Source organism: Lawsonibacter faecis, from assembly GCF_014287675.1.
GTDB lineage: Bacteria > Bacillota > Clostridia > Oscillospirales > Oscillospiraceae > Pseudoflavonifractor > Pseudoflavonifractor faecis.
Genome location: NZ_JACOPQ010000003.1, coordinates 13,506 through 39,701, shown reverse-complemented (window position 1 = coordinate 39,701; position 26,196 = coordinate 13,506). Strand labels below are relative to the sequence as shown.

22 protein-coding genes are annotated in these 26,196 nt (G+C 53.7%); 15 read left to right on the top strand and 7 right to left on the bottom strand.

Translation table 11 applies throughout. The features are described from left to right. Window positions 1–100: 100 nt before the first annotated feature. A complete protein-coding gene (locus tag H8S62_RS04605) occupies window positions 101–631 on the top strand; it encodes a PadR family transcriptional regulator (RefSeq protein ID WP_186918632.1) in 531 nt (176 codons plus the stop codon). Between the two features lie 82 nt (window positions 632–713). Here H8S62_RS04605 and H8S62_RS04600 read toward each other — a convergent pair whose 3' ends face one another. Further along, the gene (locus H8S62_RS04600; protein ID WP_155147811.1) at window positions 714–1,094 is read right to left on the bottom strand and encodes a DUF4363 family protein; all 381 of its coding nucleotides are present in this window, start codon (window positions 1,092–1,094) and stop codon (window positions 714–716) included. Further along, window positions 1,091–1,774, bottom strand: coding sequence for a DUF421 domain-containing protein (locus tag H8S62_RS04595; protein WP_155147810.1), 684 nt, complete (start codon window positions 1,772–1,774; stop codon window positions 1,091–1,093). Before H8S62_RS04595 ends, H8S62_RS04600 begins: the two co-directional genes overlap by 4 nt. Window positions 1,775–2,011: 237 nt before the next feature. Here H8S62_RS04595 and H8S62_RS04590 point away from each other — a divergent pair, with 237 nt between their 5' ends. The 5 genes from H8S62_RS04590 (at window position 2,012) to guaA (ending at window position 10,083) form a co-directional block, all read left to right on the top strand. Further along, complete coding sequence (locus H8S62_RS04590; protein ID WP_243255349.1) at window positions 2,012–2,881, top strand: metallophosphoesterase; 870 nt, start codon at window positions 2,012–2,014, stop codon at window positions 2,879–2,881. A gap of 237 nt (window positions 2,882–3,118) precedes the next feature. After that, complete coding sequence (locus H8S62_RS04585) at window positions 3,119–4,210, top strand: carbamoyl phosphate synthase small subunit (protein WP_173023802.1); 1,092 nt, start codon at window positions 3,119–3,121, stop codon at window positions 4,208–4,210. Continuing rightward, window positions 4,210–7,509, top strand: coding sequence for a carbamoyl-phosphate synthase large subunit (carB, locus tag H8S62_RS04580; protein WP_155147806.1), 3,300 nt, complete (start codon window positions 4,210–4,212; stop codon window positions 7,507–7,509). The genes H8S62_RS04585 and carB overlap by 1 nt, the downstream gene beginning before the upstream one ends. Window positions 7,510–7,687: 178 nt before the next feature. Further along, entirely contained in the window at window positions 7,688–8,545 is an 858-nt protein-coding gene (locus tag H8S62_RS04575) for a PHP domain-containing protein (RefSeq protein ID WP_243255386.1), read from the top strand. Then, on the top strand, window positions 8,542–10,083 hold the full coding sequence (guaA, locus tag H8S62_RS04570) for a glutamine-hydrolyzing GMP synthase (protein ID WP_186918630.1): 1,542 nt from the start codon (window positions 8,542–8,544) through the stop codon (window positions 10,081–10,083). The genes H8S62_RS04575 and guaA overlap by 4 nt, the downstream gene beginning before the upstream one ends. A 210-nt stretch (window positions 10,084–10,293) precedes the next feature. Here the strand turns inward: guaA and H8S62_RS04565 are convergent, their stop codons facing one another. Continuing rightward, the gene (locus tag H8S62_RS04565) at window positions 10,294–10,827 is read right to left on the bottom strand and encodes a helix-turn-helix domain-containing protein (RefSeq protein WP_019541686.1); all 534 of its coding nucleotides are present in this window, start codon (window positions 10,825–10,827) and stop codon (window positions 10,294–10,296) included. A gap of 189 nt (window positions 10,828–11,016) precedes the next feature. Here H8S62_RS04565 and H8S62_RS04560 point away from each other — a divergent pair, with 189 nt between their 5' ends. The 6 genes from H8S62_RS04560 to H8S62_RS04535 all read left to right on the top strand — a co-directional run bounded on the left by H8S62_RS04560 (window position 11,017) and on the right by H8S62_RS04535 (window position 17,856). Then, entirely contained in the window at window positions 11,017–11,205 is a 189-nt protein-coding gene (locus tag H8S62_RS04560; RefSeq protein ID WP_016412724.1) for a helix-turn-helix transcriptional regulator, read from the top strand. Beyond that, complete coding sequence (locus H8S62_RS04555; protein WP_019541685.1) at window positions 11,206–12,282, top strand: site-specific integrase; 1,077 nt, start codon at window positions 11,206–11,208, stop codon at window positions 12,280–12,282. Then, complete coding sequence (locus H8S62_RS04550; protein ID WP_019541684.1) at window positions 12,282–12,602, top strand: plasmid mobilization protein; 321 nt, start codon at window positions 12,282–12,284, stop codon at window positions 12,600–12,602. The genes H8S62_RS04555 and H8S62_RS04550 overlap by 1 nt, the downstream gene beginning before the upstream one ends. Before the next feature lie 7 nt (window positions 12,603–12,609). After that, the gene (locus H8S62_RS04545) at window positions 12,610–13,764 is read left to right on the top strand and encodes a helicase RepA family protein (RefSeq protein WP_031583915.1); all 1,155 of its coding nucleotides are present in this window, start codon (window positions 12,610–12,612) and stop codon (window positions 13,762–13,764) included. A gap of 320 nt (window positions 13,765–14,084) precedes the next feature. Then, window positions 14,085–15,428 carry a plasmid recombination protein gene (locus H8S62_RS04540; protein WP_036376036.1) on the top strand — a complete coding sequence of 448 codons (1,344 nt, stop codon included), beginning with the start codon at window positions 14,085–14,087 and terminating at the stop codon, window positions 15,426–15,428. A 508-nt stretch (window positions 15,429–15,936) separates the two neighbouring features. Continuing rightward, complete coding sequence (locus H8S62_RS04535) at window positions 15,937–17,856, top strand: tetracycline resistance ribosomal protection protein Tet(W) (RefSeq protein WP_011526261.1); 1,920 nt, start codon at window positions 15,937–15,939, stop codon at window positions 17,854–17,856. 325 nt (window positions 17,857–18,181) lie between these two features. On the opposite strand, the gene H8S62_RS04530 is transcribed toward H8S62_RS04535, so the two are convergent. From H8S62_RS04530 to H8S62_RS04515, 4 genes are all read right to left on the bottom strand, one after another. Further along, the gene (locus H8S62_RS04530; protein WP_186918629.1) at window positions 18,182–19,240 is read right to left on the bottom strand and encodes a site-specific integrase; all 1,059 of its coding nucleotides are present in this window, start codon (window positions 19,238–19,240) and stop codon (window positions 18,182–18,184) included. A gap of 67 nt (window positions 19,241–19,307) precedes the next feature. Further along, window positions 19,308–19,499, bottom strand: coding sequence for a helix-turn-helix transcriptional regulator (locus H8S62_RS04525; RefSeq protein ID WP_155152001.1), 192 nt, complete (start codon window positions 19,497–19,499; stop codon window positions 19,308–19,310). A gap of 81 nt (window positions 19,500–19,580) precedes the next feature. Further along, a complete protein-coding gene (locus tag H8S62_RS04520; protein WP_155151999.1) occupies window positions 19,581–20,387 on the bottom strand; it encodes a hypothetical protein in 807 nt (268 codons plus the stop codon). A 78-nt stretch (window positions 20,388–20,465) separates the two neighbouring features. Further along, window positions 20,466–21,701 (bottom strand): site-specific integrase, encoded by a 1,236-nt coding sequence (locus tag H8S62_RS04515; RefSeq protein ID WP_173023604.1) that lies wholly within the window; start codon window positions 21,699–21,701, stop codon window positions 20,466–20,468. A 243-nt stretch (window positions 21,702–21,944) separates the two neighbouring features. Between H8S62_RS04515 and H8S62_RS04510 the strand changes: the two genes are divergently transcribed. The 3 genes from H8S62_RS04510 (at window position 21,945) to H8S62_RS04500 (ending at window position 25,860) form a co-directional block, all read left to right on the top strand. Next, complete coding sequence (locus tag H8S62_RS04510) at window positions 21,945–22,157, top strand: helix-turn-helix domain-containing protein (protein ID WP_155151995.1); 213 nt, start codon at window positions 21,945–21,947, stop codon at window positions 22,155–22,157. 136 nt (window positions 22,158–22,293) lie between these two features. After that, entirely contained in the window at window positions 22,294–23,286 is a 993-nt protein-coding gene (locus H8S62_RS04505; protein WP_155151993.1) for an AAA family ATPase, read from the top strand. A 27-nt stretch (window positions 23,287–23,313) separates the two neighbouring features. After that, window positions 23,314–25,860 carry a S8 family peptidase gene (locus H8S62_RS04500; protein ID WP_341481014.1) on the top strand — a complete coding sequence of 849 codons (2,547 nt, stop codon included), beginning with the start codon at window positions 23,314–23,316 and terminating at the stop codon, window positions 25,858–25,860. Window positions 25,861–26,196: the final 336 nt, after the last annotated feature.

Genomic DNA, 26,196 nt, shown 5'->3' with positions numbered 1-26,196 from the left:
CAGAAGGTATCGAATATAGTACTATAAATTATAGTATTAACTGAGGAGCACATACTACTATAAATTATAGTGGTTGTCAAGAGGGAGGAAGGAGTATTTTATGGCGGCAATTGACCTGATAGTACTGGGTATATTAAAAAAAGAGTCCCTGAGCGCCTACGATATTCAAAAGCTGGTGGAGTATCGCAACATTTCCAAGTGGGTGAAGATCAGCACGCCCTCCATCTATAAAAAGGTCCTCCAGCTGGAGGAGAAGGGGTATATTAAAAGCAGCGCCGTCAGGGAGGGGCGAATGGCCGAAAAGGCGGTCTACACCCTGACGGAAGCGGGAGAGGGCGAGTTTGAACGCCTGATGCTGGAGATTGCGGCGCAGCCGATCCGCTTTTTTCTGGATTTCAACGCCGTCATTGTAAATTTGGCCGGCCTCTCACCGGAAAACCGAGAACTGTGCCTGACAAGCATCGAAAACGGCGTGAAAACGCTGAAAGCCTACCTGGCGGACAATATCGGCGCGAAAGAGCATGTTCCGGAAATCCCGGAGACAGGGATGGCGGTGCTCCGGCAGCAGCTTTTATTGGCCCAAGCGGTTGAGGCGTGGATGGCCTCTTTAAGAGAGGGCCTCGGAGAGTAGCGGCGCAGCCCCCAGATTGTCGATAAGGCGGCATGAACAGCGTGTTCATGCCGCCTTCCGGTTCTGAAATTCAGCCGCAGGGCTACAGTACGTTTTTCAGCGTGAGCTGCTCCGCCTCGTAGAGCAGCTCGATCTGAGCGATGAGCCGGGCGTTGGCGGCGGAGTACTCGCCGCCCTCCTGACAGTTGATGAACTCGCGCACCTCCTGAAAGCTGGTGTTGACGTCGTCCACCTCGGTGTGGCGCAGAAGGACGTGGAGATAGACGGCGTGGCGGTCCCAGTTTTCCACAGCCTGCCGGGTGAGCTCGCCGGCGGTCTCCCAATCCCCGTCCTCGGCGCCGATCTCCGCACGGGTGAGGAGGGTGGTGAGCTCGTTGGTAAAGCCGCTGAGGTAATGGGTATTATAGAGGGTGGCGGCGAAAACCAGGGCCAGAATGCCGCACGCGATCCAGAGCCGTTTCATCCCGCCGTCACATCCTTTGCCACGAAGTAGACCCGGTTCTGCTCGTCCACGGTGAGCAGGAACACGTCCTTGGAGGAGTTGACCTTGTGCTCGGAGAGGCGCTTTTCCAGCCACTCATGATTCAGCCCCCGGGTCTTGAGGTTGTGGTCCAGCACCCGGCCGTCGTTGATGATGACGATGGGCAGGCCCACGTCGTCCGGGGCGACGTTCATCTGCTCCGCCGTCACAGGGAGCTGGTTTGCGTAGGGAAGGACGGAGATCTGGCCGTTGGTCTCCAGAATGGCGTACTTTACGGTGGAGATATCGCTGACCCCCTTCATCCGCAGCTCCTCCATGAGCTCGTCCACGGTGAAGCGGTTCTTTTTCATCTCACGCTGGTGGAGCTTGCCGTTTTCCACGATGATGCTGGGCCTGCCGCAGATGATGGCCCGGAATTTGACGCTCCTCATGGTGAGCACCGAGAGAATCATGGTGATGCAGAGCAGGGTCAGAATGGGGATAATGCCGCTGAGCAGCGGAATGCCGAAATCCTGCATGGGAACGGCTGCCAGGTCCGCGATGATGAGCGCGAGCACCAGCTCCGACGGCTCCAGCTCGCCCACCTGGCGCTTGCCCATAAGCCGCACGCCGGCGATAATGAGCAGATACAGAATAATCGTACGCAAGAATGCGATGACCATGAAATGACCTCCCAGGCGATAGTTTCAATGAACAGTATCGCCCGAACGGGCGGCAATATGCGCCGGCTGAAAACGGGCCGGGTAAAAAATGTCACATAATTTTAAAATCAGGCAAATAAATTTATGTTATTCTCAGCTTACCCATTAGGGTGTATCTGAAAAGTCTGTGCAGGGCGTCTTTCCCACTCGAGATCCACACCACCCATTTATCAGATACACCCTGTAAGGAGCGCTGAAATGACTAAAAAGAAAAAATGGATGAAGCTGTTACTTGTCTGCGTATTGCTGCTGGGGGTGCTTGGGGTGACGGTATTCCGCGCGTTTGACACGGCGCTGACGGTGCGCGCCTATACGGTGGAGACCGGGAAGGTGAGCGCCCCCGTGCGCCTGGTGCTGCTGACGGATCTCCACTCCTGTGACTACGGCGAGGGCCAGCGGGAGCTGCTGGACCTGGTGGAGGCCCAGTCGCCGGACGCGGTGCTGCTGGGGGGCGATATCGTGGACGACGACGAGCGCCTGCCCATTGAGAACGCCCTGACCGCGGCGCGGGTCCTGGCGGAGCGTCACCCCACCTATTATGTGACAGGGAACCACGAGTTCTGGACCGGAGATGTGGACGGCGTCCGGGCCCGGCTCTCCGCCTGCGGCGTGACACTCCTGGCGGGAGAGTGCGCGGAGCTGGAAATCCGGGGACAGAAGGTACAGGTCTGCGGCGTGGACGACCCGAGCGCCGGGGAGGCGGAATGGCACAGCCAGCTGGACCGGGTGACGCAGGCTGTGGAGGGGGATGCGTTCAGCATCCTGCTGACCCACCGGCCCGAGCGGGTGGAGGACTATGAGGGCCGGGGCTTTGACCTGGCCCTGGCGGGCCACGCTCACGGGGGTCAGTGGCGGCTGCCGGGCATTGTCAACGGCCTGCTGGCGCCCGACCAGGGTCTCTTCCCCAAATACGCCGGCGGCCGGTACGACCTGGGGGAGACCACGCTGATCATCAGCCGGGGCCTGGCACGGGAGTCCACCCGGGTGCCGCGCATTTTCAACCCGCCGGAGGTGGTTGTTATCGATCTGATGCCTTGCCGGGACGGCGGCCGGGAATCTGTAAACTAAAAAAGAGTTATTTGTGCTAAAAAAATTACATCTAAGGCGCATCGACGGACAAAACCGGCGATGCGCCCCTCTCCTTTGTCGAAAACCACGTTTTTCAGAAGAAAGGACAAAAGTCTGAAATTTTGTGTTGTCACGGGGGGGATTTTGAGATAAAATCAATCAGATAAATAGATGGGGAAGCGTGCGGGCGAAGCGACAGGCCGCGTGCTTCCCCTGATTGAAAGGCGGGATACCAGAGTGAAAGCGACCCTTATTTTGGCAAACGGCGCGGTATTCACGGGCAGGAGCATCGGCTCCACGGCCGACCGGGTCTGCGAGATGGTGTTCAACACCTCCATGACGGGCTACCAGGAAATTCTGACCGACCCCTCCTACGCCGGACAGGGTATTGTGATGTCCTATCCGCTCATCGGCAATTACGGCGTGAACAGCGAGGACAACGAGTCCGACCGACCCTGGGCCGAGGCGCTGATTGTCCGGCACATCTCTCCCAGGGGCAGCAATTTCCGCTGCGAGACCGATCTGGACAGCTATCTCAAACAATTTGATATTACGGGCATTGAGGGCGTGGACACCCGCGCGCTGACCCGGATACTCCGCAACCAGGGGACCATGAACGGCATGATCACCTGTGCGGAGCATTTTAATATTGAGGACTGTATGGCGCGGATCAGAGCCTACCGGGTGGAGGGCACCGTGGAGAGGGTGACCCGCAGTGCCCCCGAGGTGTTTGCTCCCGCCGTGGACTGCGGAAAACCCCTGCGTGTGGCCCTGATGGATTACGGCGTAAAGCGCAGTATGATCGGCTGCCTCACGAACCGGGGCTGCGAGGTCACGGTGCTGCCCGCACATACCAGCGCCGGGGAGGTGCTGGCCGGCGGCTTCGACGGCGTGATGCTCTCCAACGGACCGGGCGACCCGGCGGACAACGTGGAGATCATCGCTGAGCTCAAGAAGCTCTACGAATCGGAAATTCCCATCTTCGGCGTGTGCCTGGGCCATCAGCTTCTGGCCCTGGCGACGGGCGCCCAGACCCGCAGGATGCGCTTTGGCCACCGGGGGGCCAACCACCCGGTCAAGGACCTGCGGACGGGCCGCAGCCAGATCACCAGCCAGAACCACGGCTACGTGGTCTGCGCCGACAGCGTGGACCCCGCCGTGGCCGGCATCTCCCACGTGAACGTGAACGAGGGGAGCGTGGAGGGCCTCCAGTACAAGCGGCCCAAGTGCTTCACCGTCCAGTTCCACCCGGAGGCCGCTCCCGGCCCCAAGGATACCAAATACCTCTTTAACCGCTTTATTGAGAACATGAAGGGAGGCGACCTCTGATGCCGAAGAATCCGAACATCAAGAAAGTGCTGGTGCTGGGCTCCGGCCCCATCGTCATCGGACAGGCCGCCGAGTTTGACTACGCCGGCACCCAGGCCTGCCGCGCCCTGAAGGAAGAGGGCGTGGAGGTGGTGCTTGTCAACTCCAACCCCGCCACCATCATGACCGACAAAGACATCGCGGACCACGTGTATATCGAGCCTTTAAATCTGGCCTCGGTGGAGCAGATCATCGCCAAGGAGCAGCCCGACTCCATCCTGCCCACCCTGGGCGGCCAGACCGGCCTGAACCTGGCCATGAATCTCCATGAGCAGGGCATCCTGGAGAAGTACAACGTGCGCCTGCTGGGGACAAGCCCCGAGAGCATCCGCAAGGCGGAGGACCGCCAGGGCTTCAAGGACGCCATGGAGGAGATCGGCCAGCCCTGTGTGGTGAGCGACGTGGTGGAATCTGTGGAGGACGCGGCGGCCTTCGCCGCCTCCATCGGCTACCCCGTCATCGTCCGCCCCGCCTACACCCTGGGCGGCTCCGGCGGCGGCATCGCCTACGACGAACCCTCTCTCCGGGAGATCTCCGACCGGGGCATCCACCTCTCACGCGTGGGCCAGGTGCTCATCGAGCGGTGCATCTCCGGCTGGAAGGAGATCGAGTTCGAGGTCATGCGGGACGGCGCGGGCAACGTCATCACCATCTGCTCCATGGAGAACGTGGACCCCGTGGGCGTCCACACCGGCGACTCCATCGTGGTGGCCCCCACCCAGACCCTGGCCAACCGGGAGTATCAGATGCTCCGCTCCTCCGCCCTGGACATCATCTCCGCGCTGGAGATTGAGGGCGGGTGCAACGTGCAGCTGGCCCTGAACCCCGACTCCTTCGAGTACGCGGTCATCGAGGTCAATCCCCGGGTCTCCCGCTCCTCAGCCCTGGCCTCCAAGGCCACCGGCTACCCCATCGCCAAGGTGGCCGCCAAGGTGGCCCTTGGGTACACCCTGGACGAGATCCCCAACGCCGTCACCGGCGCCACCACCGCCTGCTTCGAGCCAACGGTGGACTACTGCGTATTGAAAATCCCCCGCCTGCCCTTCGATAAGTTCACTACCGCCAGCCGGACCCTGGGCACCCAGATGAAGGCCACCGGCGAGGTCATGGCCATCGGCAACTCCTTCGAGGGCGCGCTGATGAAGGCCATCCGCGGCCTGGAGCTGCCGGTGAAGAGCCTGCGCATGGCGGGGCTGGAGGACGCCTATACCGAGGAGATCGAGGAGCGGCTCGTCAATATCGACGACCAGCGGCTCTTCGTGGTGGCCGAGGCCCTGCGGCGCGGCTTCTCCCCGGAGAAGATCAACGCCATCACCAAGTACGACATCTGGTTCCTGGACCGCCTGCAGACCATCGTGGACATGGAAGACGCCCTGGAGAAGGGCCGTCTGGACGCGGACACCCTGCGGGAGGCCAAGGAGATGGGCTTCGCCGACAGCTGGATCGCCGCCCTCGCGGGGAAGGAGCGCAAGGAGATCAAGGCCCTCCGGGAGAGCTTCGGCATCCGCCCCGCCTTTAAAATGGTGGACACCTGCGCGGCCGAGTTTGAGGCCCAGACGCCCTACTACTACTCCACCTACGACGGGGAGAACGAGGCCGCCCAGCCCCTCAGCCTCCCTGCGGTGGGCGAAATCGCCCCCAATATCCCCTCCGCACCTTATCTGGCGGCCAGTACCCAGGCCCCCCACCGGGCCGATGCCCCCGCCGGGGAGAAGAAGAAGGTCCTCGTGCTGGGCTCCGGCCCCATCCGCATCGGCCAGGGCATCGAGTTCGATTACTGCTCGGTCCACTCGGTCTGGGCCTTCAAGCGGCTGGGGTATGAGACCATCATCATCAACAACAACCCCGAGACCGTCTCCACCGACTTCGACGTGGCGGACAAGCTCTACTTCGAGCCGCTGACCGCCGAGGATGTGGAGGCCGTGGTGGAGCTGGAGAGGCCCTGGGGCGCGGTGGTCCAGTTCGGCGGGCAGACCGCCATCAAGCTGGCCCAGGCCCTGACCGACATGGGGGTGCCCATTCTCGGCACCCCCGCCGACGGCGTGGACGCCGCCGAGGACCGGGAGCGCTTCGATGAGATTCTCAACGAGTGCAGGATTCCCCGTGCCGCGGGCAGGACCGTCTTCACCGCTGAGGAGGCCGTGGCCGCAGCCAACGAGGTGGGCTATCCCGTGCTGGTGCGGCCCTCCTACGTGCTGGGCGGCCAGGGCATGGAGATCGCCTACAACGACAAGAACATCACCGACTTCATGCGCATCATCAACCAAAATGTGCAGGAGCACCCCATCCTGGTGGACAAGTACCTCATGGGCCGGGAGGTGGAGGTGGACGGCGTCTTCGACGGCGAGGACGTGCTCATCCCCGGCATCATGGAGCATGTGGAGCGGGCGGGGGTCCACTCGGGCGACTCTATCTCCGTCTATCCCTCCCTCCACATTGAGGACAAGCACAAGGAGACCATGCTCCGGTATACCCGGGATCTCTCCAAGGCCCTGGGAGTCATCGGCCTTGTCAACATCCAGTTTGTCATCTACAACGACACCGTCTACGTCATTGAGGTGAACCCCCGCTCCTCCCGGACCATCCCCTATATCTCCAAGGTCACCGGCGTGCCGGTCATCGACCTGGCCACCAAGGTCATGCTGGGGAGCAGGCTCAGGGACCTTGGCTACGGCACCGGCATTTACAGGGAGGCCGACTACTACGCCGTCAAGATGCCCGTCTTCTCCTTCGAGAAGCTCACCGATGTGGACACCGGCCTGGGGCCTGAGATGAAGTCCACCGGTGAGTGCCTGGGGCTGGCGGAATCCTTCCCCCAGGCATTGCTGAAGGCCTTTAAGGGGGCCGGCATGAAGGCGCCCAAGCGCGGCGGCCGGGTGATTATCACCGTAAAGGACGAGGACAAGGCCGAGATTACCGGCATTGCCCGGGGCATGGCGGACATGGGCATTGAAATCCTCGCCACCGCCGGCACCGCCGACGCGCTGGAGGCGGCGGGCGTACAGTGCAGACGGGTGGCCCGTGTGTCCGAGGCCCACCCCAATATCATCGATATGATCGGCTCCGGCACCGTGGATCTGGTCATCAACACCCCCACCCGGGGCCGCAAGCAGAATTCCGACGGCTTCAAGATCAGAAGATGCGCCGTGGAGCACTCGGTGGCCTGTATCACCGCTATCGACACCGCCCGGGCCATCCTCACAGTCCGGGAGCAGGGGCGGAGCGACCAGCTCCGGCCCATCGACATCACCGCCATCTGACCTGACGCCCCTTAAGGGGGAAATACGGCGGCGGCGGACCGACAAATTGACGAAAAAGAGAGCCGTCGGACCGCTCAGGTCTGGCGGCTCTCCGCGTCCGGGAAGTATTGTGTTTTAAGAATGAATATGATATTCTAAACTATCAAAAAATGGAGGGGAGGTTCATCTGGTGGCATGGATGGATTCCATCGCCGATCTGCACGTCCACTCCTGCTTTTCCGACGGGACCATGACGCCGGCCGAGCTGGTGGATGCGGCGGCGGCGCGGGGCGTGGGGCTGCTGGCCCTCACCGACCACGATCTGCTGGAGGGGGCGCGGGCGCTCCGGGACCTGCCCGGCAAAAAGGGGGTGTCCTGTGTCCCCGGCGTAGAGCTGGACGCCATGGACTTCGGCTTGAACTTCCACATCCTCGGCTACGGCGTGGACCTGGACGACCCCTGCTTTCAGGCGTTTTGCAGGGAGAACCGTGAGCGCCTGGAGGAGGTCAACCGCAGGCTGATTGTAAAAATGGAGCGGGCGGGGGAGCCGGTCTCCCTGGCGGAGTACGAGGCGTTTACCTACGAGCCCACGCTGGGCGGCTGGACGGCCCTGCACTATTTCCTCAGCAAGGGACTGACGGAGAAGCTGGCCGGCGGCCTCTCTGTTTACGGAAAGTACAGCCACTCCTACAGCTGCGTGGGCTTTCCATCCATCTCGGAGGTGAGCGGGCGCATCCACGCCGCCGGGGGCCTGGCGGTGCTGGCCCATCCCGGCGAGGTGATACCGCAGGAGGATATGGCGGCGTTTCGCGCCGCCGTTCTGAGCGCCATGGCCCAGGGGCTGGACGGCATCGAGTGCCACTACTCGTTCCACCCGCCCGAGGTGACGGAGCTGTGTCTCGCCCTGTGCAGAGAGCATGGCTGGCTGGTGACCTGCGGCTCCGACTGCCACGGCGGCTTCGGGCGCAGCCGGGTGGGAGAGCTCCCCGTCAAGGCGGGCAGTCTCCCCGGCATTGAGCGTATTGCGCACTTGATTGAGAAAGGAACACCTGAATGAACCATCAACTCGTTATTGTCCTGGATTTCGGCGGACAGTACAACCAGCTCATCGCCCGCAGAGTGCGTGAGTGCGGCGTGTACTGCGTTGTGCTGCCCTATACCACCCCCGTGGCGGAGCTCAAGGCTATGAATCCCATCGGCTTCATCTTCACCGGCGGGCCGAACAGCGTCTATGAGGAGACCGCCCCCCGCGTGGACAGCGCCGTTTTTTCGCTGGACGTCCCGGTGCTGGGCATCTGCTACGGCTGCCAGCTCATGGCCCACAGTCTGGGCGGACAGGTCACCGCCGCCCGGGAGGACTCCGCCCGGGAATACGGCAAAACCGAGACCTTCTACGATGCGGGCTGCAGGCTCTTCAAGGGACTCCCTGAGCAGGGCGTGTCCTGGATGAGCCACGGGGACTATATGGCCAGGGTGCCCGAGGGCTTCACCCTCACCGCCCACAGCGCCGCATGCCCCAATGTGGCAATCGCGGACGAGGCGCGGGGGTTCTACGGCGTGCAGTTTCACCCGGAGGTGGGCCACACCGAAAACGGCGTGGCGATGATTCGCAACTTCCTCTACGAGGTCTGCGGAGCCGCCGGCGACTGGACCATGGAGGACTATATGAAGACCTCCATCCGGGCCATCCGGGAGAAGGTGGGGGATGGGAAGGTGCTGCTGGCCCTCTCCGGCGGCGTGGACTCCTCCGTCTGCGCCGCACTCCTGGCCGAGGCCATCGGAAAGCAGCTAACCTGCGTCTTCGTGGACCACGGCCTTATGCGGAAGGACGAGGGGGACGAGGTGGAGTCCATCTTCGCCCAGCGCTCCGCCAACTTTATCCGGGTGGACGCCGAGACGCGCTTCCTCATCAGGCTGGCAGGCGTGGATGAGCCGGAGCGCAAGCGGAAGATCATCGGCGAGGAGTTTATCCGCGTCTTTGAGGAGGAGGCCAGGAAAATCGGCGCCGTGGATTTCCTGGCCCAGGGCACCATCTACCCGGACGTGATCGAGTCCGGCGCGGGAGACGCCGCCGTCATCAAGTCCCACCACAACGTGGGCGGCCTGCCGGACTATGTGGATTTCAAGGAGATCATCGAGCCGCTGCGGCTGCTCTTTAAGGACGAGGTGCGCCAGCTGGGCCGGGAGCTGGGTCTGCCGGAGTATCTGGTCATGCGCCAGCCCTTTCCCGGTCCCGGCCTCGCCATCCGAGTCATCGGGGACCTCACCAAGGAGAAGCTGGACACCCTGCGGGAGGCGGATTTCATCTTCCGGGACGAGATCGCCAGGGCGGGGCTGGACAAGGGCATCAACCAGTATTTCGCCGTCCTCACCAACACCCGCAGCGTGGGGGTCATGGGCGACGGACGGACCTACGACTACACCCTGGCCCTCCGGGGCGTGACCACCAGCGACTTCATGACCGCCGACTGGGCCCGCATCCCCTACGAGGTGCTGGACAGGGTCAGCGTGCGCATTGTCAACGAGGTGGCGGGGATTAACCGCATCGTGTACGATATCACCTCCAAGCCCCCCGCGACCATTGAGTGGGAGTGAGTTTTTGAAACTCCGAACCCGTTGCGGCACAACGATTTTGCGGTTTTATATCTCTCTTTTGATAACGATTTGATAACGCTCCCCATAGGCCGTATCATTCTGTATCCCCAGTGGATTGCGGGTAAAGAATGTTCTTTTGCGGCTTATAAGTGAGGACAACCATATTAGAAAGCCCTTACCGATGGCAACGTCGGTAAGGGCTTTTGCTGTCTATTCATCAGTATCGGGGCTATCTTTGAGTGCATCCACCAGGAAATCACTCAATTCCTGTGAGGGAACTTTTGCCCACCGCAGGGTGGTGTCGTACTTGGGGTAGTTGTACCGCCAGCGGTCATAGTCCTCCCTGGTGATCTCCCCGGCCTCCAGCTTCTTGGCCTGCTCCGCCCAGGCGGACAGCATATCAAGCATATTGGCATAGGTCTTGCCTTTGGATTTGTCCAGACGCAGACAAACCTCGCCGTCAATCTCCCCAATAGTCAGCCCCCGAATATCCTCCAAAGCAAAGAGGGTGTGCATCAGGCCGATGTCGGTATCTATGTCAGGGACGGTCAGGGCATCAGGGGAAATATCAAAGAAGTCAGCCAGGGTCTTTGTCAGGTCGGCCTTGGGGGTGCGGCTCCCGGTTTCATACTGTGCCATACGCACATCGGCGGAGCGTTCCGGGAAACCCACCACCATGCCAAGATACTTCTGTGTGATGCCCTTCATGTTGCGGAAGAAACGAATACGTTCACCAATCGCCATAACTGCCAACTCCAATCTATGTAATGGGGACACTTGAAGTATAACAGATATGTTTAGACCAGTCAAGAGAAAAATAAATAAATTTGTTTATATTTTCTCGTTGGAAGGTCTTGACATAACGGAATAGAGTTAGTATAATAGGACTACGTTAAGCAAATAGCGTTAAATCAAAAGAAAGGAGGAATCCATATGGAGAACAGATTCATCCGGGCGGAAGAAGTTGCGGACGAGCTGGGTGTATCGAAGCCCTACGCCTATAAACTCATCCGGCAGCTCAACGAAGAATTGAAGGACAAGGGCTTCATCACCATCGCAGGGCGGGTCAACCGCCAGTATTTCAACGAACGGCTCTACGGGGCCAGAAAGGAAGGGAACTAAATGCCAGTCTTTAAGGACGAAGCAAGAGGAACATGGTACGTCATGGTGCGGTATCAGGACTGGACGGGGGAGCGCAAACAGAAGTGCAAGCGTGGCTTTGCCACCAAACGGGAGGCCCAGGAGTGGGAGCGCAGTTTCCAGATGCAGACCTCCGGCGACCTGGATATGACCTTTGAAGCCTTTACCGAGCTTTACACCAAGGATATGAAACCCCGGCTCAAGGAGAACACCTGGCTGACCAAGGAGAACATCATCCAGAAGAAAATTCTGCCCTACTTTGGCAAGCGGAAGATTAGCGAGATCACCACCAAGGACGTGATCGCATGGCAGAACGAGTTGCTGGCCTACCGGGACGAGAAGCGCAAGCCCTACTCGGCTACCTACCTCAAAACCCTGCACAACCAGCTTAGCGCCATCTTCAATCACGCTGTCCGCTTCTATGAGCTGCGCTCCAATCCCGCCGCCAAGGCTGGGAACATGGGGTCAGAGGAACGGAAGGAAATGCTGTTCTGGACGAAAGCGGAGTACCAGAAGTTTGCAGATGCCATGATGGACAAGCCCGTTTCCTACTACGCCTTTGAAATGCTCTACTGGTGTGGTATTCGGGAGGGGGAACTGCTGGCCCTGACCCCGGCAGACTTTGACTTTGAGGCCGGGACGGTGAAAATCAGCAAGTCCTATCAGCGGCTCCACGGCAAGGACGTCATTACCACGCCAAAGACGAAGAAAAGCAACCGCACCATTAAAATGCCCAACTTCCTCTGTGACGAGATGAAGGATTACCTGGGGATGCTCTACGGTATCAAGAAGAAGGAGCGCATTTTCACCATCACGAAAAGCTATCTCCACCATGAGATGGACAGAGGGGCGAAGTCGGCAGGGGTCAAGCGTATCAGAATCCACGACCTCCGGCATTCGCACATCTCACTTCTGATTGACATGGGCTTCTCCGCTGTGGCGATTGCTGACCGTGTGGGGCATGAGAGTATCGAGATCACCTATCGCTATGCCCACCTGTTTCCGTCCAAGCAGACGGAAATGGCAGACAAATTGGACTTTGAAAGGATGGGAGCGTAATGTCAGCTAAGAATTTGGACACTCACAACCGCTGGAGGAACAAGACCGTGGCCTTCCGGGTATCCCCGGAGGAAAACAAGCAGATTGACGCCGCTGTGCGGCTCTCTGGCCTGACGAAGCAGGACTACATCACCCGGCGGCTCTTAGACCGGGCCGTGGTGGTGCAGGGCAATCCCAGGGTCTACAAGGCCCTGCGTGACCAACTCGCCGCCGTCCTGGGGGAACTGCGGCGCATTGAGGCCGGGGGCGACGTGGGGGATGAACTTCTCGCCACCATTGACCTTATCTCAGTGACGCTGGGCGGCATGAAGGAGGATTGATAGATTGATGGATTCCAGAGAAACGAAAAGGACTGTCCCGGTTCCGTCTGTTGGCGCAGACGGGGAACAGCCCAATTCTCAAACAACTACCCAAAGTATAGCAGAGGAAACGGCTGAAAACAACCCCCAAGAGAAAGATTTAGAGGAAATGCTCCGGGATATGCGGCGCATGAACGACCCAGCCTACCTCCACACAGTTTCCATGAACGACCTTTACCAGAACATCTACCAGAGCAGACCGCCCGTAATAGACGGTCTGCTCTACCCTGGGACGTACCTCTTTGCGGGAGCGCCCAAGGTGGGCAAGTCGTTCCTGATGGCCCAGCTTGCCTACCATGTCAGCATGGGCCTCCCCCTGTGGGGCTACCCTGTCCACAAGGGGACTGTCCTCTATCTGGCGTTGGAGGACGACCACCGCCGCTTGCAGGGGCGGCTATACCGAATGTTCGGCACAGAGGGCACCGACAATCTGCTCTTTGCGGTCTACGCCAAACAGCTTGGCGTTGGCCTGGAGGAACAGCTAAAGAAGTTCGTCCGGGAACACCCGAACACCAAGCTGATTATCATTGACACCCTCCAGAAAATCCGGGAGGCTGGTGGGGATAAGTACAGCTACGCCAACGATTACGAGGTGGTGGGTAAGCTGAAACGCCTTGCCGATGATTGCGGCGTCTGCCTCCTGCTGGTACACCACACTCGAAAGCAACAGGCAGATGACAAATTCGATATGATCTCCGGCACCAACGGTCTGCTGGGAGCGGCGGACGGGGCCTTTCTTCTTCAAAAGGAGAAGCGGACAGACGGCAGCGCCGTTCTGGACGTGGCCGGGCGTGACCAGCAAGACCAGCGATTCTATCTTACCAGGGACAAGGAACGGCTGATATGGACGCTGGAGCGTACGGAAACGGAGGCATGGACAGAGCCGCCCGACCCGGTGCTGGAGGCCATAGCCGCCCTTGTGACGGCGGAGAAGCCGACCTGGGGTGGTACGGCCACCGAGCTGGTAGCGGCGCTCCAGACCGACATGAAGCCCAACGCCCTGGCGATGCGGCTAAACGTCCGGGCCGGGAAGCTGCTGATAGACTACCACATCCGCTATGAGAACAGCAGGAGCCACGCCGGGAGAAGTATCAGCCTGACGCTGGAACCGTCCCAGGCGTGACGACCGTGACGGCTGTGACGGCTTTTTTGAGAGTGGCGGCGGTGTCTGAAACATCGTCACGGTCGTCACGGCTGTCACGGGGAGCAGCAAAGTTTAGGCGGGGTGCAGGGTGCCCTTTTCAAAGGGCGGCCCTGCTGGGGGAGGCAACCGCAGTTGCCGGGGGCAAAGCCCCCACACCCCCTCGGAGAGCCCACGACACTTTGCAGACCGAAGGGATGAAAGTGTCATAGTGGGTTATTACACTTCCTGCAGGAAGTGCCTCCCCCGAACCCCCGTCCTCTTTCAACAACCCAACATCTGAAACAGGAGGATTTTTGCCTATGGCGAGAGGCGACGGTATTGACCGTACCAACGCAAGAAATATGAGGCTGACCGAAACCAAGATCGGTAACACCCAGCAGCACAACGAGCGTGAGAAGGATTCCTATGTCAATCAGGACATTGTACTGGAGCGGACGCCGCTCAATGTCCATTTCAAAACCCCGTCTGCCGGGTATCGGGAGATGTTTGCTCAAATGGAGGCCGACGGCGTGATCTCCACCCGTGGCATCAAGGAGGATGCCTTTCGATACGGTGAGTTGGTCTTTGATGTAAACTCCGCTTACTTCTACAATCACGGCGGGTATGACTTCGCAAAACAATTTTACACCGAAGCCTATAAAGCCGCAATCAAAATCGTGGGCGGAGAGCAGTATATTTTGTCGGCGGTCATGCACGCTGACGAGCGCAACCGGGCCATGTCCGAGGCGCTGGGGGAGGACGTGTACCACTACCACCTCCATGTGGTTTATATCCCGGTAGTGGAGAAGGAGATACGCTGGACAAAGCGGTGCAAGGACAAGTCCCTGGTGGGCAAGGTCAAGGAAACGATCATGCAGGTGAGCATGAGCAAGAAGTGGGCGTCCAAGCCCATTCTGGACGAAACTACCGGGGAGCCGTTACGCACAGCTAAGGGCAAACCCGTTCTACGAAAGTCGTACAGTGTCCTGCAAGATGATTTCTTTGAGCATATGCGCTCCGCTGGCTATGACGATGTAGAGCGTGGGGAACGTGGTAGTTCCGAAGAACATTTGACTGTTACGCAGTTCAAGACGGAGCGTGAGCAGGAACGGCTTGCACAGCTTCAAGAGGTGTCGGCGCTGGCCCAGGTTGAGGCCGACAAAAAGAATAAGGAGGCAGCATCAGCTGAGAAGAAAGCGGCCCAGGCCAGGGCTAAGCTGGACGATGTAGCGCCCTTGCTCAAGGGCATGGAGAAACTGGCGGCGGACTTCTCCGACGACCCGGAGCGGACGCTGCCGGAGGCGGGGCCGCTGGAATCGGCCAAGTCCTACCGGGAGAAAAAGGCCAAGCCCCTTTGGGAGAAGATCGTCAAGGTGCTGCGCTCCGTCTACCGGGCCTACTTCGACCTCAAGAGCAAGTTTGAGCGGTTGCAGAGCGCCTATGATCGTGAGGTCAGTAAGAACGGCTCCCTGTCAGCCAGGATTTATGAGGTTTGTGCCGAGAGGGACGGCTTGAAAGGGCAAGTCAGGGACTATGAGCGGGTCAGACGGGCCATTGGCCCGGAACAGGCGGACAGGATACTGGAGGCAGCTTACCAGCAGGAACAGGTCGAAAAGGAGCAGAAATGGGGTGCAAGGTCAAAAATAAGGGTAGGCGCACGATAATCACAAAAAATGGAGGTAATTTCATGGAAAAGTACATCTTTGACGAGGGCAACGGTCTGTGGTATGAGTTGCAGAGGGACTAACAATATTCGGGCGTGTGCGGCGGAAATCGTGGACACAGAAATTATTTGCGCATGAGGCCCCAAATCGGAGGGTGTCCCGGTGAATGCCCTCCTGATTTATTTGGGACAGCGGGTAAAAACTTCTTGCATTTTAGAGTGTGCTATGCTATACTGCTGTCATCCTGATTTGAGGAGTCTATTCAACATGCGGCAAGGTATTCTTAAATAAAATTTGATAATGGGCACAAAAATAATTGCCCCTTGCAGGGGCTTGGTTTTTGTACCCAATTTAAGAATGCTTTTGCCTTTTTATCAAATATCGTGACGGATAACGGCTCATGTTAGCTGAATGCGTTTCTATGTATCCGAAGTCATGATCCCCAGCGGTAAAAGTATTTGCCGCTGGGGATTTTTGCGCCCTTTTGGGCCTTGTATGGAGGATAGACATGAACATTATCAATATCGGGATTCTTGCCCATGTAGATGCGGGCAAGACGACACTGACAGAAAGCCTGCTGTATGCCAGCGGAACCATTTCAGAGCCGGGGAGCGTCGAAAAAGGGACAACGAGAACGGACACTATGTTTTTGGAGCGGCAGCGTGGAATTACCATTCAAACGGCAGTCACTTCTTTCCAGTGGCACAGTTGTAAAGTCAATATTGTGGATACTCCCGGCCACATGGATTTCTTGGCAGAGGTATACCGCTCTCTGGCTGTTTTGGACGGGGCCATCTTGGTGCTCTCCGCTAAAGATGGCGTGCAGGCCCAGACCCGTGTTCTGTTCCATGCCCTACGGAAATTGAACATCCCCACCATTATCTTTATCAACAAGATCGACCAGGTTGGCATTGATTTGGAGAGCGTATATCAGTCTGTTCGGGATAAGCTCTCCGCTGATATTATCATCAAGCAGACAGTGTCGCTGTCCTCGAAAATAACTCTGACAGAAAACACTAGTGCAGAGGTGTGGGATTCGGTCATCGAAAATAACGATGAGTTATTGGCAAAGTATATCGCAGGAGAATCAATCAGTCAGAAAGAACTTGCGCAAGAAGAACAGCGGCGAGTTCAAGACGCCTCCCTGCTCCCGGTCTATCATGGTAGCGCCAAAAACGGCCTTGGCATTCAACAGTTGATGGATGCGGTGATAGGGCTGTTCCAATCGACCAAGGAACAGGGGAGCGCCGCCCTGTGCGGTAGAGTTTTTAAGGTGGAGTATACAGATTGCGGCCAGAGGCTTGTCTATCTGCGGCTATACAGCGGAACGCTGCGTCTGCGGGATACGGTGGCCCTAGCCGGGAGAGAAAAGCTGAAAATCACAGAGATGCGTATTCCATCCAAAGGGGAGATTGTTCGGACAGATACCGCCCATAAGGGCGAAATTGTCATCCTTCCCAGCGACAGCTTGAGATTAAACGATATATTGGGGGACAAAACCCAACTTCCTCGTGAAATGTGGAGTGATGTTCCCTTCCCTATGCTGCGGACGACGATTACGCCAAAAACGGCAGAGCAAAGAGACCGGTTGCTGGACGCTCTTACGCAAATTGCGGATACTGACCCGCTTTTGCACTACGAGGTGGATTCCACCACCCATGAGATCATTCTTTCTTTTTTGGGTCGGATGCAGTTGGAGGTTGTTTCCGCTTTGCTGACGGAAAAATACAAGATTGAAACAGCAGTGAAGGAACCCACCGTCATTTATTTAGAGCGGCCGCTCAAAGTGGCCAGTCACACCATCCATATCGAGGTGCCGCCTAACCCGTTTTGGGCATCTATCGGACTGTCTGTTACACCGCTCCCGCTTGGCTCCGGTGTAAAATACGAGAGCCGGGTTTCCCTGGGATACCTGAACCAGAGTTTTCAAAACGCTGTCATGGATGGTATCCGTTACGGTTTGGGGCAAGGCTTGTGTGGCTGGAACGTAACGGACTGTAAGATTTGCTTTGAATACGGACTTTACTATAGCCCGGTCAGTACGCCGGCGGACTTCCGCTCATTGGCCCCGATTGTATTGGAACAGGCATTGAAGAAATCTGGGACGCAGTTGCTGGAACCTTATCTCTCCTTCACCCTCTATGCGCCCCAGGAATACCTTTCCAGGGCTTATCATGATGCGCCGAAATACTGTGCCACCATCGAAACGGCCCAGATAAAAAAGGATGAAGTTGTCTTTACTGGCGAGATTCCCGCCCGTTGCATACAGGCATACCGTACTGATTTGGCCTTTTACACCAACGGGCGGAGTGTGTGCCTGACGGAACTGAAAGGGTATCAGGCCACTGTCGGCGAGCCAATCATCCAGCCCCGTCGTCCAAACAGCCGTTTGGATAAGGTGCGCCATATGTTCAGTAAGATTCCTTGATACGCCACAGCAAGGATGGTTATTGCATTTCCCTGCCTTTCGTGGTAAAATGTAGTTGTAAACCACCAGAGAAAACAACAACCCTGCTACCCCCCGTTATCACCACCGATAACAATTTGATAACAGCCCATCGTATAGGGCTGGATAATATGGACACATCAAATAATCAAAAAAATGAGGTATCAAATTTATGAAGCAAAATCCGTTAAATATGATGCCCAACAACGAGTGGGAATAATGTAACCCTTGCCGCAAACCCTGTATTCGTCGGGGTTTGCGGCTTTCTCTTTTACCCCGAAGTACACAAAAGGTACACGAAATGGGGTTAAAAGAAACTTTGCAGTCTCTCAGCTACTTCTCCCTGCTTGTTGGGGTAGAGGTGAGAGTAGGTCTGCAAAGTGGTTTTTATATCTTCATGACCCAGCCGTTCACTGATTAGGAGTGGAGAGAATCCCATCTCGATCAGCAGGCTTGCGTGGCTGTGGCGAAGGTCATGAATTCTGATAACCTTGACGCCGCTTTTCTTGCAGCCTCTGCTCATCTCATGTTTGAGATAGTGCTTTGTCACGGTGAATAATCGTTCATCTGGTTCGTAATCTACAAGTTTTTCAGCATAAGACTTTACAAGGTCGCAGACAAAGGGCGGCAAAGTAACTTTCCGTTTGCTTTTTGGTGTTTTGGGCTCAAGGATCAGATCCTCGTTGTCGAGCCGTGCGTAGTTTTTGCTGATCGACACTGTGTTCGCATCAAAGTCAAAGTCGTTTAAAGTCAGTGCCAGCATTTCTCCAGAACGCATCCCCGACCAGAAGAGCAGATTGAAAATGGTCGTGGAAACGATCTTATCGCTGACAGCTGCAACGAACTTCTTAAACTCATCCACCGTCCAAAACAGCATACAGTCCGCATTCTTCTTCCCCATAGAGCCACAAATCCGGGCTGGGTTTTCCGGGAGCCTGTAATATTTACAAGCAAAGTTGAAGATTGCAGAAACCTGATTATGTACCGTTTTCAGATACGTCTCGCTATAGCCGGCAGGATGCGAAATCAGTGTCGTTTGCCATTGCCGAATCGTAGTTGCGAAAATTTTATTGATTGGCGTATTCCCGAAGTAAGACAGTACATGGGTGCCTATGAGAAATTGTTTGTTTGCATAGGTCGTAGGCTTTAGGCGCGGCTTGCAGTCCTCCATATAGAGTTCTACGAGTGAGGAAAAGAGCATATCGCAGGAAGCATGCGCCTTGCTTAAAAACTCCGTTTCATAGGCTTTCGCTTCTTTTTGCAGCTTAAAGCCCATTTTCTTTTTCTGTGTCTTTTTGCCCGTCCAATCAGTAAAAACAAATTTGCAATACCACAATCCGGTTTTTAGGTCTTTGTAGGTAGGCATTTGCACCTCCTTCTGCTACCACAACTTTATTTTATCATGGTTTCGGTTGGGTGTATATGATCACAGATCATAGATAAATATTTTCAAAAAAGTATCGAGAGGAAATTTTACCGGCAATCGTGATTTTGCCCTGCGCCTTGAGTTCGCCATTTAATCGTTGTATGATGCGATAAGCTGAACTTCTTGAGATATGAAGGATTTCCGCAACATCGGTAGCGGTTAAGAATCTCTTATCCTGCTGATGATTTGTTGGATACATATAGTCCTCCTTTGGATGTAATGGCATAAAGAAGCACCACCTATTGGGAATGAACCCAATGAGCGGTGTTGTGTGTGGTGGCTATAGCCCTGCCAGCAAGGTTTGAAAATAGGCGATAAAGACTGCTTGTGTGGCCTCCGGTATTGGCGGATAAGAATCATACTGCTTTAACTCCGGCTGCCGGAGCATGGTCATGGCAAAGAGGTGAGCGAATAGTTCGCTGAGTTCTTCTATACTACCTGCGGTTTGGGTGGTTCGCATCAAGCCATCTAGTTGCACAAACAGCTCAGGCAATACCAATAGGCTGCCAGTCAACTTGAGATTGAGCAGATGGCCCAGTTCATGGAGTAGTATGGAGCCAGGGTTTGTTTTCGTATCTCGCTGAATATGGGGCAAGATGATATCGCAGGTCCACTGTCCATCCGGTGTGGTATAAGGTCGGCAAAGGGCATCATAGGTTCGGTGGGCATCGTTCGGCAATAGCAGATACAAAAGCGCATCGCCCAGCACCTTTTTAGAAAAGTCATAACGCTTGTCCAGTATGGATAAAATGTGCGTGATCTCCTGTACTGTGATCTGTGGTCCATCGGCGCAAAAGTAGTCCTGCTGAAGATGATCAGCAATCTCCATCAGGTAGTCACGGTTTGCCTTAAGGCTGCTTTGATAGCTCCAATTGCGATAGAGGTAGGTAAAAACAGCAGACGTGCCCTCGCAGATATACCAGTTTCTATGCCCAGATAGTAGACCGTTTAGATAATGGCGCTGACAACGCTCCTCCAGCGTACTATATAGCTGTTTACACTCGTCCTGTTTTAAATCAGTCCGAGTAGCCTGTTCCTTGAGGTAATCGCCCAAGGCATTAAATGTTTTGCAGTGGTCTATATTCATGGAGATATCTCCTTTTCCTTTCGATATGGGATAAGATTTTGGATTCCCTTCTTGTATACTGGATAGACCTATCGCCTCCTAAGAGATAGGTCTTGCGTTCGATTCCTGTTTACTATACCCTTTTTGGAAAAAGGCCTCGTCCATGCGTTTTGCATTGGTCATGCGGTTATTTTCTAAAATGTGACCATACAGGTCGGTAATCATATCTACTTGAGCATGGCCGGAGTCCCCCTGCACCGCCTTAAGATCTCCCTGTGACAGCACCAGCTTATATGTGATACTGCTGTGTCGCAGGCTGTGGAAAGTCACTTGTGGCAGGCCAGCCACTTTCAGCGCCTCGTGAAAGCGGTCGGTTAAAGTGTGCTCCTGGATGGGACGTCCATCCGGATAGCAGAAAATGAGTCCCAGCTCGGTTTCTGGAGAGGATGTCCTAAAGGCTTTCAATTCCGACATTACTGAGGCTGGCAAATAGATAACCCGGTTGCTGGCTTTTGTTTTAGGACGCTTAAGCACTAGCGTAGTGCAGGCAGTATCCAGCAATGGTGGAAATTGATGGAGAATATCTCGTCCCTGTAGCATGGTCAGCGCATGGTTACTGACCCGGTACAGGGTTTTGTTTACCCGTATGGTTCCCTCAACGAAATTTACGTCCTGCCAAGTCAGTGCCAGTAACTCACCCTTACGCAGCGTTCCCGCAAAGGCGAGTGTCACGGCCATGTGCAATATAGGGTTGGTGCAATCATCTAATAGCTGCCATACTTGTTCAGGGATGAGGAACGCAAGGGAAGTGGGATGTGACTTTGGCAGTGATGCGCCGTGAAAAGGGTTTCGCTGTAAATACTCCCATAGCACCGCCTGCTCAAAGGCACTGTGCAGCAGTTTATGGAGGCTGCGCAGAGTTTGTGTGGTAATTGGTTTACCTGTAGGCTCATGGCAGCGACCACCTTGTTGTGGTAACTGTGCAAAGCGGTGGTATAGATGTGCCACCACAAGGGGAGTGAGTTCTTCAAGGCGCATCATGCCGATGGCCGGGATAAGATAACGACGAATAAGGCTGTAATTGGCTTGATAAGTGGATAGTGACCAATGGCTTACTCCATATAGCTCCACGTATTGCACAAAAAATTGCTCCACCGTCTGTACACACTGGCGGCGGACTTTTGTTCGTGTATGTGAGCATAGTTCCAGCAATTCCTTTCGTTGCTGCGCCTCCTCAAGACTGTAGTAGGTCTCCCATTTTTGCCTTTTCTTTTCGCCCGAGGTATCTGTATAGACAACCGCATAACTTTTGTTGCGTTTTACAATAGATGCCATAATATTGATTCCTCCAAAGAACTTTATTGCGTTAAAAACGCTGCTATTTAGAGTAGCATCTATGTGCAATTGGGTAAAATGCCAATGTGGAAAACAGAATTGTTGAATAGCTGTGGATGTGGTGCAAACATCCGTTTTTTCAGAACAATTTGTAGGGCTCCCTACTGAGATAATGAAATAGTACCCTATGTTTGACATTGGCTATAGCTGATGCTATACTTTAATTCATTGAGGTGAATTAAAATGCCAATTGAAGAAATTCTTAGATCAATTCGAAAAGAACTCAATATTTCTCAAGAACAACTTGCTCGCGAGCTTAATATAAGCTATACAACCATAAATCGCTGGGAAAATTCTCGCCGTACTCCTAGTCGATTGGCAAAAATGCGGCTTTTGGAATTCTGTGTCGCACATGGCATATCTAAAGAGATTATTAATACTTTGGAATGCTTATAGCATAGCTTATTTACTTTATAAGAAGATTTTTAGAATAGGGAGTTTAACATCTTTTGCTAAAACCAAAAAATAGATGCTTGTTTGGGAGCAAAAGTCTATACTATGCAATACCGTTAGTAGATAAGGAGAATGTGCTATGGCGAGAGCTGACTTGCTGAAAAAGCTCTTTGTAAGCCACAAAACAGGCGATCACGAAGCTTTCTATAGAGTGGCTCAAGAGATTATAGAAGATGAGCGTAAAAAAAACCACGGTATTCTCGCCGATGAGTTAAAACTTATCCTAAATGGTTCGGCACAGCCGAGGCGCTCAGTTTCCACATATTCCTCAAATATTGGCAAGGTGAAAGATGAGGATGTGAGACTGTTTGAGATCATATATCCAGAAAAGTATTTTTCTGATTTGATTGCAATGCCGCAAATGCAGCAGGAACTTGAACGAATTGTTAATGAATTTCAGAACTGGGATGTTCTTGTTAGTAATGGAGTTGCTCCAACAAAACGAATTCTTTTCTATGGTGCTCCTGGCTGTGGAAAGACTCTCGCGGCCCAAACACTTGCGTCTGAAATCGGCCTTCCGATGATATATGTGCGTTTTGATGCGGTGATTTCCTCATATCTTGGTGAGACGGCATCCAATCTCAGAAAAGTCTTTGATTTTGCTCGACAAGATAGCTATGTGGTTTTTTTTGATGAATTTGATGCCATAGCAAGGAGCCGAAACGATCCTTTTGAACACGGAGAGATAAAGCGCGTTGTAAATACTTTTTTACAGCAATTGGATAGCTTCAAGGGAAAATCATTGGTGATTGCTGCAACAAATTTTGAGCAGTCTTTAGATTATGCCATTTGGCGGCGCTTCGACTGTACGTTACGCTTTGACATGCCTACCAACGATGCAAAGATGCGGCTATTCTGCTTGCGTCTTAAGTCTTTAGATGGTGCGAATCATATTTTTGCTGAATTCTTGAATGAAACGGATGGCTTCACTTACGCAGATGTAGAGCAGACTGCTAATTTTGTACGAAAACAATGTGTACTTGAAGGTAGGAAGATATACACAAAAAGAGATATTGAGCAAGCGGTACAACGGCAAAAGGAGAATGTTGCTTTGCGGAAAACTCAGTATTGAAACTGATATACGGAGGAGGAAATCGTTGTGGCTGATAGGATAGAAATTAAAAAGGAAGATTTATCTGCCTTATATGGACGATTCAGAAGAAATCCAAACCCGCCAAGGCCTCCGGCCCGCCAGCCAAGTCAGCATGGTGGTAAGCTTAAACAAGATTGGGATACCACTGTGGCCGATATTAAAGCCTCTCGAAGAGTGAGTGGCATTGATACAGATAACCTCATGGTTCTGGAATTAGTTAGTGATGCCCTGTCGGCAACTTCGTTAGACAGGCTTCTCAGTATGTGCAATTTGTGGATTGTTGAAGAAGTGAAACTTCCCCAGTCCGAAAAATCCAAACTTGTTGTTCAATTTGAAGATGCCTCCGCTATGTCCACTTTTGAGAACGAGCGTTTATTATATATGCAAGACAGCTCTGAACGAGGTACTCTTGCTCCAGGTCAACGCAGAGAATTATTTGATTGCATTGAAGAAATACGCAAATTAAAGCGTGATGATCGTATCGGGCAGAGACTTAAAAAGCACCTTGACTCTGGGAAGACGTTGGGAAATGACTTCTTCACTGTAAATATTGATGTTTGGTATAACGGTGACCAGGGTACAATTCTCGAAATTGAAGCGCAAATAAGGAGTGCACTGGGGACAGGTGGCAGTCAATTATTGGGTGATCTGTTTGAGTTGCAGACCCTCTTGCTTGGGCGCGCTAAAGTTAACGAATTTACTTTGAATGTATTGCTGGATCTTGACGTCATTGCATGCGTAGATTTCCCAATGGAAACAATACTTCATGACTATAGCGGGCTTTATGCTCAGGATTTTACACCAGTTGTCCATAACGATCTGGATGAAAATGCACCACTTGCTACAGTTATAGATTCGGGAATTTTTTCTGGAAATCCTCTACTCTCAGCAATTATTGTAGGTGAGGAGGATTTTGATTTTACTGAAAATACAGCCTCTGATCTGAACGGACACGGAACTGGTGTGGCGGGAATCGTAGTATATGGAGATTTTTCCCATATATTTAATGAAAATCCAATTTTTAAACCATTGGTTCGACTATGTAATGGGAAAGTAATGCACGATGATGGACAAGGTAACCCCGTATATTCAAAAGAAAGGCGTCCAGAACAAATAGTAAAAGAAGCAATTGAATACTTTAATGAACACTACCACTGTCGTGTTTTCAATCTTTCTTCAGGTGATTTGGATTATCTATATGCTGGTGGTAGACAATTGACTTGGGCGGGAATGCTCGACCAACTCGCACGGGATTTGGATATTGTTATTATTGTTAGCGCCGGAAACCAATACCCTGATCTGCCGGATTTCATTAGCCGAGATGACCTCTGTCAAAAAGTACGTAACCAGCTATTGAATCCAGCGCACCGCCTAATTGACCCCGCGACTGCGGCTTTAGCTGTTTCGGTTGGTTCAATTACCCGGGGTGCGACCCCAGATGTGCGAACAGGTATCACTGCTATTGCTGCGGGAAACGCTGGTATGATGTCAGTATTTACACGTGCAGGGAAAGGTGTCAATGGCGCAGTGAAACCTGAATTTGTAGACTATGGTGGAAACTATTCTGTTAGCCAGATTACTCGTGGCACCAGTCGTTGGCGTACTAATGACAGGCTTATGATGGAACCGACTACAAATCATACAAATGATAAGTCTTTTAGAGGGTGGGTAGGAACCAGTTTTGCTGCACCCCATGTAACCCATTATGCTGCCAGATTGGAAAGATTATTGGAAGCACAAATAGATGAGGCACCTTCTGCAAATCTAATTCGTGCAATGCTTGCGAGCGCAGCTTGTTGTCCTGATGAGCTTCGCTCCTGGGCCGAGGATGCGGTCGATGCAAGCCATGTAGGTATAAGGGCACAGAAAGCTGAAAATCGTTTGCGGCTTATTGGTTATGGCAAAATTGATGATGAAGTCCTCTTCTCAACTGCCGATGACCCTAAGCATGTGACCCTTTTTGCAGAAGATGAGCTAACATTGAGGTCACTGCATCTCTATAAAATTCCAGTGCCAACTGAGTTTATCAATGTAAAAGGAGCCAAAAGAATATCGATCGGCTTTGCCTACAACCCGCCAACACGCATGAGCAGAAAAGAATATATTGCTAACTCTCTATTTGTTGAGGTGTTCCGCAGAACTGATGCGGAAAAGCTTCTGAACTTTGCCCAGAAAAAAGAACATGGCTTAGAAGAAGATGCTGATGCTGCTTTAGAAAACTTTCGGAAACAATATGGTGCGGCATTCGAACCCGGAAGTACCACAATTCAGAATAGTACGCTTCAACAACGGGTTTGGGCGAAGGGAAAAACGGGTGGAAAAGATTTACTTTGGGACGAGAATGAACCTTATATTTACATACTTATAACAGGAAAAGAACGATTCACCCATGCTGAAAAGGAAATACCACAGTCATACGCTCTTGCGGTAACATTTTCTTATGATGCAGAAGAAGATATTCTATTGCATCAAAAAATAGCCGAAAATGTCAGTATTCGTAATCGCGTTGAGGAGCGTACTCGTATTCGTGAACGTATCCAAAATCAAGGATAAATTTTTTTAATTTCAGTGCTTTTGATCAAATATTTGCATAATTTTTTATTGCAAAAACTGTTGATTTGTTGGTGCCGTGAAAACAGATTCCATAAATCAAGGCATGGGCCTATTTACAAAAGCCCATGCCTTGATGTGGTAGCATTAATATTGTAAGTTGAAATAGTGAACAAAAGCATTGATTGGCGAAGTAATAGTACATGTGAGACCTGCGAAACTGCAGTACACGAAAAGTACACGGATCCTTTGCAAATCAAAAAAACTTAGAAATCGAGTGGAAATTTAGCGAATAAGGACACCAAAAAGCATTGAAAATAGCTGTGAAAACGATCCCAG

What these genes read in the sequence shown, in the direction of transcription:
- H8S62_RS04520 (WP_155151999.1), bottom strand. Translation starts at nt 20,387, where the DNA reads ATGAATATAGACCACTGCAAAACATTTAATGCCTTGGGCGATTACCTC.
- H8S62_RS04505 (WP_155151993.1), top strand. Translation starts at nt 22,294, where the DNA reads ATGGCGAGAGCTGACTTGCTGAAAAAGCTCTTTGTAAGCCACAAAACA.
- carB (WP_155147806.1), top strand. Translation starts at nt 4,210, where the DNA reads ATGCCGAAGAATCCGAACATCAAGAAAGTGCTGGTGCTGGGCTCCGGC.
- H8S62_RS04565 (WP_019541686.1), bottom strand. Translation starts at nt 10,827, where the DNA reads ATGGCGATTGGTGAACGTATTCGTTTCTTCCGCAACATGAAGGGCATC.
- H8S62_RS04530 (WP_186918629.1), bottom strand. Translation starts at nt 19,240, where the DNA reads ATGCCTACCTACAAAGACCTAAAAACCGGATTGTGGTATTGCAAATTT.
- H8S62_RS04510 (WP_155151995.1), top strand. Translation starts at nt 21,945, where the DNA reads ATGCCAATTGAAGAAATTCTTAGATCAATTCGAAAAGAACTCAATATT.
- H8S62_RS04515 (WP_173023604.1), bottom strand. Translation starts at nt 21,701, where the DNA reads ATGGCATCTATTGTAAAACGCAACAAAAGTTATGCGGTTGTCTATACA.
- H8S62_RS04545 (WP_031583915.1), top strand. Translation starts at nt 12,610, where the DNA reads ATGGATTCCAGAGAAACGAAAAGGACTGTCCCGGTTCCGTCTGTTGGC.
- H8S62_RS04555 (WP_019541685.1), top strand. Translation starts at nt 11,206, where the DNA reads ATGCCAGTCTTTAAGGACGAAGCAAGAGGAACATGGTACGTCATGGTG.
- H8S62_RS04540 (WP_036376036.1), top strand. Translation starts at nt 14,085, where the DNA reads ATGGCGAGAGGCGACGGTATTGACCGTACCAACGCAAGAAATATGAGG.
- H8S62_RS04600 (WP_155147811.1), bottom strand. Translation starts at nt 1,094, where the DNA reads ATGAAACGGCTCTGGATCGCGTGCGGCATTCTGGCCCTGGTTTTCGCC.
- guaA (WP_186918630.1), top strand. Translation starts at nt 8,542, where the DNA reads ATGAACCATCAACTCGTTATTGTCCTGGATTTCGGCGGACAGTACAAC.
- H8S62_RS04560 (WP_016412724.1), top strand. Translation starts at nt 11,017, where the DNA reads ATGGAGAACAGATTCATCCGGGCGGAAGAAGTTGCGGACGAGCTGGGT.
- H8S62_RS04525 (WP_155152001.1), bottom strand. Translation starts at nt 19,499, where the DNA reads ATGTATCCAACAAATCATCAGCAGGATAAGAGATTCTTAACCGCTACC.
- H8S62_RS04575 (WP_243255386.1), top strand. Translation starts at nt 7,688, where the DNA reads ATGGATTCCATCGCCGATCTGCACGTCCACTCCTGCTTTTCCGACGGG.
- H8S62_RS04550 (WP_019541684.1), top strand. Translation starts at nt 12,282, where the DNA reads ATGTCAGCTAAGAATTTGGACACTCACAACCGCTGGAGGAACAAGACC.
- H8S62_RS04535 (WP_011526261.1), top strand. Translation starts at nt 15,937, where the DNA reads ATGAACATTATCAATATCGGGATTCTTGCCCATGTAGATGCGGGCAAG.
- H8S62_RS04590 (WP_243255349.1), top strand. Translation starts at nt 2,012, where the DNA reads ATGACTAAAAAGAAAAAATGGATGAAGCTGTTACTTGTCTGCGTATTG.
- H8S62_RS04595 (WP_155147810.1), bottom strand. Translation starts at nt 1,774, where the DNA reads ATGGTCATCGCATTCTTGCGTACGATTATTCTGTATCTGCTCATTATC.
- H8S62_RS04605 (WP_186918632.1), top strand. Translation starts at nt 101, where the DNA reads ATGGCGGCAATTGACCTGATAGTACTGGGTATATTAAAAAAAGAGTCC.